Annotated in this window: 8 protein-coding genes and 1 tRNA gene; 5 read left to right on the top strand and 4 right to left on the bottom strand. The window is 65.8% G+C overall.

The window, feature by feature from the left end; genetic code table 11:
* The first annotated feature begins 126 nt into the window (after positions 1-126).
* Positions 127-1104 carry an ABC transporter permease gene (locus tag Q0672_RS01235; protein ID WP_298618915.1) on the top strand — a complete coding sequence of 326 codons (978 nt, stop codon included), beginning with the start codon at positions 127-129 and terminating at the stop codon, positions 1102-1104.
* Positions 1105-1249: 145 nt separating this feature from the next.
* Positions 1250-2656, top strand: a complete 1407-nt coding sequence (locus Q0672_RS01240; protein WP_298618917.1) for an ABC transporter permease — start codon at positions 1250-1252, stop codon at positions 2654-2656.
* A gap of 6 nt (positions 2657-2662) precedes the next feature.
* On the opposite strand, the gene Q0672_RS01245 is transcribed toward Q0672_RS01240, so the two are convergent.
* Positions 2663-4045, bottom strand: coding sequence for a WS/DGAT domain-containing protein (locus Q0672_RS01245; RefSeq protein ID WP_298618919.1), 1383 nt, complete (start codon positions 4043-4045; stop codon positions 2663-2665).
* A gap of 191 nt (positions 4046-4236) precedes the next feature.
* On the opposite strand from Q0672_RS01245, the gene Q0672_RS01250 reads away from it, so the two are divergent.
* Positions 4237-6480 (top strand): EAL domain-containing protein, encoded by a 2244-nt coding sequence (locus Q0672_RS01250; RefSeq protein ID WP_298618921.1) that lies wholly within the window; start codon positions 4237-4239, stop codon positions 6478-6480.
* Positions 6481-6637: 157 nt separating this feature from the next.
* On the opposite strand, the gene Q0672_RS01255 is transcribed toward Q0672_RS01250, so the two are convergent.
* Positions 6638-7081 (bottom strand): universal stress protein, encoded by a 444-nt coding sequence (locus tag Q0672_RS01255; RefSeq protein WP_298618923.1) that lies wholly within the window; start codon positions 7079-7081, stop codon positions 6638-6640.
* 281 nt (positions 7082-7362) lie between these two features.
* On the opposite strand from Q0672_RS01255, the gene Q0672_RS01260 reads away from it, so the two are divergent.
* On the top strand, positions 7363-9000 hold the full coding sequence (locus Q0672_RS01260) for a class I poly(R)-hydroxyalkanoic acid synthase (RefSeq protein WP_298618929.1): 1638 nt from the start codon (positions 7363-7365) through the stop codon (positions 8998-9000).
* On the opposite strand, the gene Q0672_RS01265 is transcribed toward Q0672_RS01260, so the two are convergent.
* Positions 8982-9566, bottom strand: coding sequence for a DNA-deoxyinosine glycosylase (locus Q0672_RS01265; protein WP_298618925.1), 585 nt, complete (start codon positions 9564-9566; stop codon positions 8982-8984). The two genes, Q0672_RS01260 and Q0672_RS01265, sit on opposite strands and share 19 nt — an antisense overlap.
* 17 nt (positions 9567-9583) lie before the next feature.
* Here Q0672_RS01265 and Q0672_RS01270 point away from each other — a divergent pair, with 17 nt between their 5' ends.
* Positions 9584-10768: an HD domain-containing phosphohydrolase gene (locus Q0672_RS01270; RefSeq protein ID WP_298618927.1), complete on the top strand. Its 1185-nt coding sequence runs from the start codon at positions 9584-9586 to the stop codon at positions 10766-10768.
* Positions 10769-10934: 166 nt separating this feature from the next.
* Here the strand turns inward: Q0672_RS01270 and Q0672_RS01275 are convergent.
* Positions 10935-11018: transfer RNA gene (locus tag Q0672_RS01275), tRNA-Leu, on the bottom strand.
* Between the last annotated feature and the right edge of the window lie 254 nt (positions 11019-11272).

The following is an 11272-nucleotide window of genomic DNA, read 5'->3' on the forward strand; positions in this document are numbered from 1 at the left end:
GACTTCAGTCCGACGGGGTGCGTGAATCCGGCTGGGGGTGTCGGACTGAAGTCCGACCTACAGGATAGAAGGCGCGCGCGGGCTTCGGGGCTTCGTCATCCGCGCCGGGCCATGTAGGATTGCGCCATGTTTGCCTACATCGTCCGACGCCTGCTTTACGCGCCGCTGATCCTCATCGGCGTGAATCTCCTCACCTTCGCCCTGTTCTTCGTGGTCAACACGCCCGACGACATGGCGAGGATGCAACTGGGCGCCAAGCGCGTGACGCCCGAGGCCATCGAGCGCTGGAAGGTGGAGCGGGGCTACGACAAGCCGCTGCTCTTCAATGCCGCGGCCGACGGCGCCGACAAGCTCACCAACACCATCTTCTTCGAGAAGTCCCTCAAGATGTTCGCCTTTGATTTTGGCCGGGCCGACGACGGGCGCGACATTGCCACCGAGATCAAGACCCGCATGGGCCCGTCGCTGGCCATCGCGCTGCCGACCTTCGTGCTGGGGCTGTTCGTCACGGTGTCGCTGGCGCTGCTGCTGGTGTTCTTCCGGGCGAGCTATCTGGATTTTGCGGGGGTGGTGATGTGCGTGGCGATGATGTCGATCTCGGGGCTGTTCTACATCATCGGCGGTCAGTGGCTGGTGTCGAAGGTGTGGCATCTGGTGCCCATCTCGGGCTATGGCGGCGGGCTGGATTCGTGGCGCTTCCTGATCCTGCCGGTGGTGATCGGGGTGATCTCGGGCATCGGCGGCAGCGCCCGCTGGTATCGCACCATCTTTCTTGAAGAGGCCGGCAAGGATTACGTGCGCACCGCCCGGGCCAAGGGCCTGTCGGAACTTCAGGCGCTGTTCCGCCACGTGCTGAAGAACGCCATGATCCCCATCCTCACCGGCGTGGTGGTGGTGATCCCGACGCTGTTCATGGGCAGCCTGATCTCCGAATCCTTCTTCGGCATCCCGGGCCTCGGCAGCTACACCATCGACGCCATCAACGCCCAGGATTTTCCGGTGGTGCGGGCGATGGTGTTCATCGGATCGCTGCTCTACATCGCGGGGCTGATCCTTACCGACCTGTCGTACACGCTGGTCGATCCGCGGGTGAGGCTAGAGTGATGGACGCCCCCCGACGCGCCTGCGGCGCCTCCCCCCACTGGGGGGCAGGCCGGCCGCTTCGGAGCGGCCGCGCGCAGCCGGCCTCGTCCGTGCCTCTGGCGTCATACGTCACGGGTGGCGTGCGGCGCAATGGAGAATTGGATTGATGGGATTCCAGCCTGTGGTCCTGTGGACCGATCTGCTGCTTTTCGGCCTCATCGCCTGCGTGCTGCTTGCGGCGTGGAGCGCCCGGCGCAGCGAACCCATGCGCGACGCCTGGCGTCGGGTGGGGGAGAGCAGCGTGGGCATGGCTTCGCTCACCGTGCTGGCGATGTTCCTGCTGGTGGGCGTGGTGGATAGCCTGCACTACCGGGAGCGCCTCGCGCCGGCCGGCGGATCGGGCGACAAGGCGCAGCTATCCACCGAGGTGCGCAGCGCCCTCGACGCGGTGGCCGCGCCGCTGCGCACGCGGGTCGAGAAGACCTACTCGGCGCCGCTGGCCTACCAGCTCTTCGCCAAGCAGACGTTGGAAGGGCCGGACGGCACCCAGCGCCGGGAATTCCCCCGGCTGAAGTTTGGCGGCAGCAGCCTCAAGTATCCCGAAGACCAGACCGGCGACATCCTCGGGCGCGTCGGCATCGGCCTTGCGGCAGCCGCCGTGGGCTGGGTGGCGCTGGCGGGCGTGCTGGTGGCGGGCGTGGCCCGGTCGCGGCGGGTGCCGGTTGGCGCGGCCTGGCGGGCGATCTGGCGCGGCAAGGGCGGGCTGGCGTGGCGCTCGGTGCTGGCCACGGTGGGCGTGGTGGCCCTGCTGGCCGGCCCGTTGGCGGCGCTGGCGGTCGAATATCACGTGTTCGGCACCGACAAGGTCGGCCAGGACGTCCTCTTCCTGACCCTCAAGAGCATCCGCACGGCGCTGGTCATCGGCACCCTCACGACCCTCGTCACCCTGCCGCTGGCGGTGGCGCTGGGCATCATGGCGGGCTATCTGGGCGGCTGGGTGGATGACGTGATCCAGTACCTCTACACCGTGCTCAACTCGATCCCCGGCGTGCTGCTGATCGCGGCCGCGGTGCTGATGATGCAGGTGGTGATCGACACCCATCCCCATTGGTTCGAGACGGCGGCCGAGCGGGCCGATGCGCGCCTGCTGGCCCTGTGCGTGATCCTCGGGATGACCAGCTGGACGGGCTTGTGCCGGCTCCTGCGGGGCGAGACTCTGAAGCTGCGGGAGCTGGAGTACGTGCAGGCGGCGCGGGCGTTTGGCGTGTCCACCACCCGCATCCTGGCCCGCCACGTGCTGCCCAACCTGATGCATCTGGTGCTGATCGCGCTGGTGATGGATTTCTCGGGCCTGGTGCTGGCCGAGGCGGTGCTCTCTTACGTGGGCATCGGCGTCGATCCGGGCACGGTGAGCTTCGGCACGATGATCAACGCCGCCCGGATGGAGCTCGCCCGGGAGCCCATGGTGTGGTGGAGCCTGGTGGCGGCCTTCATCTTCATGTTCGTGCTGGTGCTGGCCGCCAACCTGTTTGCCGACGTGGTGCGCGACGCCTTCGATCCGCGCCGCAGCTGAGCGCCGTCAGGCCGGGGCCTTGCGCCGGCGCGGAGCCTTGGCGCCGAGGGCGTCGAGCTGGGCCTGGATCTGGTCGGTGATGGCGGCCGGGGCGGGCACCATCGCGGTGTCGGCCAGCAGCCCCACCTGGTAGCTGCCGTTGTAGCTCACGATGCTGACGGCGAGGCCCAGGTCGCCCGACGGCGGGCTCCAGAACATCTGTTCGACAATCCGCGTACCGGCCAGGAAGCGCGGCTCGTGGGCACCCGGCACGTGGCACAGCAGTGCGGTGCTCTTGGTCGCCAGCAGCTTGAGCGCCTGCAGCTGCACCGCCCGCGGGGTCTGGCCGATCAGGCTGAAGATGCCCAGCGCCCGCTGGGCGTCGTAGGTTTCGGTGAAGTGGGCGACGCGCCGGTGGGTTTCGGCCAGCCGGTCGAGCGGGTCGGCGATGCCCACGGGCAGCTCCAGCGGCATGAATCCCCAACGGTTGCCCAGCACGTCCGGCGTGTCCTCGCTGCGCAGGTTTACGGGCATCAGGGTGCGCAGCTCGGTGCCGGTGGTCCGCTCGCCCTGGCGGCTGAGGTATCCGTGCAGCGCGCCGCTGAGGGCCGCCAGCAGCACGGCGTTGGGGGTTGTCTCCCGCGCCTGGGCGATGGCTGCCACGGTGGACTCGGCGATCGGCACGCTCCAGCTCACGTGCTTGATGCCCTTCGGCTCGCCCTTCAGGAAGGTGTGGCTGTCGTCATGCAGCCCGGCGAGCTTGCCGATCTCCAGCGCGAGGGCCGTGCTGGCGCGGGCGTAGTCGAACACCTGGGTGGGGTTGAAGAGCAGGCTCAGGTAGCGGGCCCAGATCGCGCCGGAGAGCTTGATGCCGTCGATCACCGCGTCGGTGAGCGGGGCGCACAGCCGGTCGAAGAAATTGGGCGCCTCGGGCGGCAGGGGCGGTTCGGCGGTGGGGCTGGCGTCGGTGAGGGACTGGAGGACGCGGATCAGCGCGATGCTGTCGGCGATGCACTGGTGCACCCGGGCGATCAGCGCGCTGCCGCCCTGGTAGTCGGGCACGAGGTGCAGGTGCCACAGGGGCCGGGCGGGGTCGAGGGGCGTGGCGGCGAGTTCGCCGATCAGCGCCCTCAGGCCGGCGGCGTGGTCGTCCGCCGGCAGGTTGACGGTGGTGATGTGGGCGTCGAGATCGACCGGCGCGCTTTCCCAGATGGCGCCGGCGGTGTCGCGCAGCACGAGCTGGCGGAAGCGCTCCATCGGCAGCAGGCGCGTGGCGAGGCAGTCGACGAGGGCTGCGCCGTCGAGGGGCGTGGCGAGCACCAGCACGCCGACGACCTGCATCAGGTTGGTGCGCTGCTCGATCTGCAGCCAGGTCATGTCCAGGCTGCCAAGCCGTTCCAGGGTGCTCATGGGAGGCCTCCGTAAAGTGGTGGTATGCGCGCGCAATGCGCCTTTCCGCAAGATTCTGCGCCGATTCGGCGAGGGCCGGAAGACCGGACAGCGTACTTCCACTTAGGGTTAAAGCCGGGTCGTTCCTGTGCCGTTACCGGTACATTGACCGTAAGAGTGCCGACGGCACGCGGCGCCCGGATTTACTGGAAATGAATATCTCCGCTTCGCCCTGCACTGACGAGCTGGTTGAGTTTCTCGACGACGAGAGCCCGGCGCCATCGGCTTTCAGCCCCGATTGCTGGAAGGTGCTGGTGGTTGACGACGATGCGGAAGTGCATCAGGCCACCGAGTTCGCGCTCCAGGGCGCGGTGTTCTGCGGGCGCAGTCTCGAACTGCGGCACGCCTATTCCGCCGCCGAGGCCCGCGAGACGCTCGGGCGGGTCGGCGACGTGGCGGTGATCCTCCTCGACGTGGTGATGGAACGCCACGATGCCGGGCTGGATCTCGTCCGGGTGATCCGCGAGGAACTGCGTCTGTCCGACGTGCGGATCATCCTGCGCACCGGCCAGCCGGGCTACGCGCCCGAGCTGAGCGTGATCCGCGAATACGACATCAACGACTACCGCACCAAGGCCGAGCTTACGCACACCCGGCTCGTCACGACGCTCACCGCGGCGATCCGCTCCTACGAGCAGTTGTGCGAACTCCACGCCAGCCGCAAGGGCCTCGAGTTCCTGATCCAGGCCGGCAATCAGCTGTTCACTCCGCGGGATGTGCGCTCGTTTGCCGATGCGGCCCTCGGTCACCTGACGGCCCTCCTGGGCACACAGGTGGACGCAGCCTTCATCGGCCCGATCGACTGGCGGGACGGGGAGGGCGACCAGGAATCGCTGGGCGTGCTGGCGGCCAGCGGGCGCTACGGCGGTCTGGTCGGGCAGCCGACGCTGGCGCTGGGCGATACGCCGCTCCGGGCGTCGTTCCGCCAGGGGCTGGCCCGCCGTGGGCATGTCTTCGAAGGTGAGGCGTGCTGCCTTTACCTTGGCAGCAGCTACGGCAAGGAGGCGCTGATCCACCTCGACCTGCCGCCGGTGTCCAGCGCGTTGATCCGCCAGGTGATCGAAGTGCTGTGCGTCAATCTGCGCATCGGCTTCGAGAACGTGGTGCTCTTCGAGCGTCTCAATTTCTTCGCGTATTTCGATCAACTCACCCGCCTGCCCAACCGCACGCGCTTCCTCGACCGACTCGACGAGCGCCTGCCCAGCCTGACGCCAGCCGGGTGGATGCTAGGGATCATCGACATCGTGCGTTTCTCCGAGCTCAACGACGCCCTCGGCCATCGCAGCGGCGATCTGCTGCTGGTGGAGGTAACCCGCCGGCTGCAGGCCCACGTGGGTGAGGGGGCGCTGGTGGCGCGGGTTGCGGGCGACGCCTTCGGCGTGTGCTGGCAACCGGACGCGCGGGGCGCCGGGGCAATCCTCGAGGTGTTTGCCGCGCCTTTCCATGTGCGCAGCCACTCGATTCCGATGCGGGCGCGGGCCGGCTTTGTGGATGTGGCGTCGGTGCAGGGCGGGGCGGTGGAACTGCTCAAGCGTGCCAATCTGGCCCTCAGCCACGCCAAGCAGGAAGGCGACCAGCACTGGCGTTTCTTCTCGACCGAGATGGAAGCCAACACCCAGAACCGCGTCCAGTTGCTCAACGAGCTGCGCTCCGACCTCAACCTGGGGCGTGGGCTGGAGCTGCACTACCAGCCGCAGGTGTCGCCCACCCGCGGCCAGGTGGTGGGCTGCGAGGCGCTGATCCGCTGGGTCAAGCCCAATGGCGCGGCGGTGTCGCCGGAGGTGTTCATCCCGCTGGCCGAGTACACTGGGTTGATCGTCGACATCGGCGACTGGGTGTTTGCCGAGGCCTGTCGCCAGATCGTGCGCTGGGATCGCGAAGGCCTGCCGCCGTTCCGGGTGGGCATCAACATCTCGGCGGCCCAGTTCCGCGAGCCGGATTTTGTGGCCAAGATCGCCGGGGTGATCGCCTCCACTGGCGTGAGCCCGAAGCGGCTGGAGCTGGAGATCACCGAATCGGTGGCGATGGAAGACCCGGAGTCCGTCGCCCGGCAACTGCGCGAGCTGAAGGCCTTGGGGCTGCGCGTGGCGGTGGATGACTTCGGCTGTGGCTTCTCATCCCTCGGCAGCCTCAACCGGTTGCCCTTCGACCGGGTGAAGATCGACCGCGCCTTCGTGCGTGAGCTGACCCCGGAAACCGCCGAGGATTGCATCGCCACGATGATCGTGAAGCTGGCCCGGAGCCTCGGGCTGGAGGTGACCGCCGAGGGCGTGGAAACCGAGAGCCAGGCGCAGCTGCTGCAGGACATGGGCTGCAAGGAGATGCAGGGCTTCCTCTACGGCAAGCCGATGAACGCGGCGTCGCTTGAGGCGTGGATCCGGCAGCAGGGGGATTGAAGCGACGGCGTGGCGAGGGATTACAAAAGGTCAACATGGTTGACCTTTTTCTTTTTTGCCGTCGCCTGACGGCATCCCGCCCACCAAATACAACGCCCGGTGACGCCGTGGGGCGCCGACCGGGCGGATCGGACTGCGGTGAGTGGCGCGGAGCGTATCAGCGATACACGAGCACTGGGATCTTGCTGTGGGTGAGGACCTTCTGGGTCTCGCTGCCGAGCAGGAGGCCGCTCAGGCCACGACGGCCGTGGGAGGCCATGAAGATCAGGTCGCAGCGGTTGCGCTCGGCCGAGGCGATGATGGCCTCGAACGGCACCTCGCTGATGACGGTGTCACCGATCGAGCTCACGCCGGCGGCGTCGGCAGCGGCTTTGGCGAGGCCGAGGATCTTTTCGGCTTCGGCTGCCGCGGCGCGACTGAACTGCTCCGGGGTTGTCGGGTCGAACAGCGCGCCTTCACCGTAGATCGGCGTCGGGAAATCGGGCTGGGCGTAGAAGAAGGTGAGCTTCGCGCCGGCTTCCTTGGCGAAGTCGATGGCGCGCGCGACGGTGGATGTGGAAAGTTCGGAGCCGTCGGTGGGTACGAGGATGTTGCGGAACATGCTGTCACTCCTTGGTGAGGGTGGGCCTTCGGGGTGGGCTTTCTAATTATATGGCGACCCATGTTCGCAACCGGATTGACGAATGTCAATCGAACTGAAACCTGCTTGGATCACGATTTTGTCTGACGGCAGACATGCCGTTCAGGTCCGGATTCCGGGCCAAAAAATATGAAGGAGTTGTCACCATGCCCCGCCACGATCCCGTTCCTCCCATCGATGTCGCACGCAAGTCGCTGCGCCAGCTGCACGATTCGGTGGAGTCGTCCGTCGACCCGCTGGGCATGACGGCGCCGCTGGTGCATGCCCAGCTGGCCTGGATGGCCCATCCCCAGGAACTCGCCGAGGCGCTCGGGCGCATGTCGAACAGCCTGTGGGCGCTCCAGTGGCATTCGATGCGCCGGATCGTCGGCCTGCCCAGCGCCGACCCCGTCCGGCCGGTGGACGACGACAGCCGTTTCGTCGATCCGGTGTGGGCCGAGTCGCCGACCTGGGATCTGGTCAAGGAGTGGTATCTGCTGATGACCCGGCACTTCCAGGACATGCTCTACGAAACGCCGGGGCTCTCGCAGAAGGACCGCCGGCGGGCTGCGTTCTGGTGGCGGAACGCCCTCAACGCGATGGCGCCGTCGAACTTCCTGCTGACCAACCCGGTGGCGATGCGCAAGGCCATTGAAACCAATGGCGAGAGCCTCGTTCAGGGTTTCCGCAATTTTCTCGATGATCTGTCGGCCGGCAACATCCGGATGACCGACCCGGGCGATTTCAAGGTCGGCGAGAACCTCGCGACGACGCCGGGCAAGGTGGTGTTCCGCAACCGGCTGCTGGAGGTCATCCACTACACGCCGACCAAGGCCAAGGTGCACGAGACACCGATCGTCATCGTCACCCCGTGGATCAACAAGTTCTACATCCTCGATCTCAACCCGAAGAAGAGCATGATCCGCTACCTGGTCGACCAGGGCTTCGACGTGTTCATCACTAGCTGGAAGAACCCCGGCGAGGACATGCGTGACGTGCGCTTCGACGATTACCTCACCGAAGGCATCCAGCCGCTCATCGACACCGCCCGCGGCCTGACCGGCGCGGCCCAGGTGCATGCGGTGGGCTACTGCATCGGCGGTACGGCGCTATCCACCTACATGGCCTGGGCGAACCGCCACTTCAAACCCGAAGAAATGCCCGTGGCCCACTGGACCTTATTCACCACGCTGGTGGATTTCCACAAGCCGGGCGACATCGAGGTCTTTGTTGACGAGGGCAGCATCCGCTTCCTCACCCAGAACATGGAGCGCAAGGGCTACCTGGATGGCGCCGAGATGGCGTCCGCCTTCCGCCTGCTGCGCTCCAACAGCCTTATCTGGCATTACGTGGTGCACGGCTGGTTGTATGGCGAAACGCCGCCGCCCTTCGACGTGCTCTACTGGAACATGGACACCACGCGCATGCCTTACGCGATGCACGCCTGGTATCTGCGCGAGCTCTACCTGCACAACAAGCTGATCGAGAAGGACGCCCTGGTGGTGGCCGGTGAGCCCATTGATCTGGGCGCGATCACCCAGCCGGTGTATGCCGTGTCGGCCGAGGACGACCACATCGCCCCGTGGCGCCAGACCTTCCGCACCATGAACTACGTGAGCGGCCCGAAGCGCTACGTGCTGTCGAGTTCCGGCCACATCCTCGGCATCGTTAATCCGCCGGTCAAGCCACCCAAGCGCAGCTACCGGGTGGGCCCGGCGCGCCGCACGGATAAGGCCGAGGACTGGCACGCCGCCCACGAAGCCCAGCCGGGCAGCTGGTGGGACGACTGGATGGCGTGGCTCAAGCCCCAGAGCGGCGAACTGGTGGCGGCACGCCCGGTGGCGAACGATGCGTTCCCGGCACTTGCTGACGCGCCTGGGGTCTACGTCAAGGAGACCTGAGCTGCCTTGTTGGCGGTGATGATCTGTCGCCAGGCTTCGAGGCGCCGGGCGTAGCTGAAGCCGGCGTTGGCCGGGCTGGTGGATGGCAAGCGCGTGAAGCGCATCGACCGGGTTGTATCCGCCGGGAGTTGCTTGAGTACATGGCGCCGGAAACTTGTCTCTGCCATGGCGCCATTGAAGAACACCTGTTCGATGCGGGGATGCGAGGCAAAAAAGGTCGCGAAATCGTTGGGGATGATGGAGTGCGGATCGATGTCGCCATCCAGGCTGCCCTCACGTTTGCAGCTTTGCAGCACGTCCCACAGGGCCAGCCCGGCGCCAGTCAGTTTCTGGAGTCGGGCGGGGTAGGGGAGATCCGGGTTGGCGTCGATCAATTCGCCGAGGATCTTCCAGAATAGGTTTCGTGGATGGGCGTAATATTCCTGGGCGCGGAGCGAGGCTTCGCCGGGCATGCTACCCAAGATCAGGGTCGTGGCCGATGGTGCCGAGACTGGCGGAAAACTGAAGATCAGGCTCATGGAAATGGTTTTGTACCGCACGCCAAGCTGGCTTGCGTGATGAAGCATCGATGATTGCAACCGATATGTCCGAATCCCGGGGGCGGGGAATGAAACAGCGTGCTCATGTGCTGGTGGTCGACGATCAGGCCGACAACCTCCTGATTCTAGAGGACGTGTTGTCCGAGCACTACGATGTGCATCCGGCCAACAACGGCGTCGAAGCCCTCGGCTTTCTCGAGGCAGGCGGCTCGGCCGATCTGATCCTGCTCGATGTGATGATGCCGGAGCTAGATGGTTTCGAAGTCTGCCGGCGCCTCAAGGCCAGCGAATCGACTCGGTCCATCCCGGTGATGTTCCTGACCAGTCTCGATCGCCCTGAAGACGAAGAACTGGGCTTCTCCCTTGGCGCGGAAGACTTCATCCACAAGCCGGTGTCGCCGCCCGTGGTGCTGGCTCGTGTCAGAACGCATCTGGCGCTGTCGAAGGCAACCCGGGCGCTCCAGCGCCGTAATGCCGATCTGGAGTTGATGGTCGCCGAGCGCACCGCGGAGATCAGCGAGCAGGCCCGCAGGCTCGTTGCCAGCAAGCAGGAAGTGATCGCTGCCCAGGCCGCCACCATCACCGCCTTCTGTGCCCTGGCCGAGGCGCGCGACAACGAAACCGGCAATCACATCCGCCGGACCCAGCATTACGTCCGGATCCTTGCCGAGGCGTTGCGTGACCATCCCCGCTTCTCCTGCGATCTCAACGACGACGTGATCCAGCAACTCTTCAAGTCGGCGCCGCTCCACGATGTGGGTAAGGTCGCCACGCCGGACGCGATTCTCCTCAAGCCCGGCAAGCTCACGCCGGAAGAGTGGGTGATCATGCAGCGGCATTGCGAATCCGGCCGCGATGCGATCCAGCAGGCCGAGGACGCCCTCGGCGGCCTGATTGACGCACCTTTCCTCCATTACGCCGCCGAGATTGCCTACGGCCATCATGAGCGCTGGGACGGAAGCGGCTATCCTCAGGGTATCGCGGGCGATGCGATCCCGCTGTCGGCCCGGCTGATGGCGGTGGCGGATGTCTACGATGCACTTATTTCAAGACGGGTTTACAAGCCGCCGTTTCCCCACGAGCAGGCGATCTTCATGATGCTAGCCGAACGTGGCCGCCACTTCGATCCGGATATTGTCGATGCGCTTGAGCAGGTCGCCGGCAAGTTTGCGGAAATCGCGACGAGCTTCCGTGACGAGCCGGAGGAGGAAGGGGCCGCCCGCTCCTGATCGCGCGTGCGTTGCCTGAAGTGCTGGAGCGCCACCCCTGGGGACGGCGTTGGAGTTGTTGCGAGGAAGTCTGAGTTCGCCTTGGGAGTCAGGCTGGAAGCCGCAGCAACCCTGTAGTGGGGCGCAGCTGCGTGCTTGAAGATGCCTCGATTGAGGCTTGAGATGCTGGTGCGGACGGAGAGACTCGAACTCTCACACCAAAGGCGCCAGAACCTAAATCTGGTGCGTCTACCAATTCCGCCACGTCCGCGAGAGGCTCGCATTGTAATTTGGCGGGCCGGTCTGGGCTAGTCTTGTTTGCGGTGTCTTCGTTGTCGGCCAGAAATACATATATGTGTGTGGCCACCGCGGTGTAGCGAGGCGTCGCGGATCGGGTGCGCTCCACAGACGTCCGCGGGATCAGGGTGTGTGTGCTTCACCTTGGCGACGTCAAAATGCATTGTCGAAAGAAACCTCTTGACGTCTTCTGATAGTTCTTTATAATTCGGCCCTCTTCGCAGCGCA

This window comes from uncultured Zoogloea sp., from assembly GCF_937894855.1.
Lineage (GTDB): Bacteria > Pseudomonadota > Gammaproteobacteria > Burkholderiales > Rhodocyclaceae > Zoogloea > Zoogloea oryzae.

Bases quoted from the DNA above. Each gene is read 5' to 3' on its own strand.
- Q0672_RS01250 (WP_298618921.1), top strand. From the start codon at position 4,237: ATGAATATCTCCGCTTCGCCCTGCACTGACGAGCTGGTTGAGTTTCTC.
- Q0672_RS01255 (WP_298618923.1), bottom strand. From the start codon at position 7,081: ATGTTCCGCAACATCCTCGTACCCACCGACGGCTCCGAACTTTCCACA.
- Q0672_RS01240 (WP_298618917.1), top strand. From the start codon at position 1,250: ATGGGATTCCAGCCTGTGGTCCTGTGGACCGATCTGCTGCTTTTCGGC.
- Q0672_RS01245 (WP_298618919.1), bottom strand. From the start codon at position 4,045: ATGAGCACCCTGGAACGGCTTGGCAGCCTGGACATGACCTGGCTGCAG.
- Q0672_RS01260 (WP_298618929.1), top strand. From the start codon at position 7,363: ATGACGGCGCCGCTGGTGCATGCCCAGCTGGCCTGGATGGCCCATCCC.
- Q0672_RS01235 (WP_298618915.1), top strand. From the start codon at position 127: ATGTTTGCCTACATCGTCCGACGCCTGCTTTACGCGCCGCTGATCCTC.
- Q0672_RS01270 (WP_298618927.1), top strand. From the start codon at position 9,584: ATGTCCGAATCCCGGGGGCGGGGAATGAAACAGCGTGCTCATGTGCTG.
- Q0672_RS01265 (WP_298618925.1), bottom strand. From the start codon at position 9,566: ATGCTTCATCACGCAAGCCAGCTTGGCGTGCGGTACAAAACCATTTCC.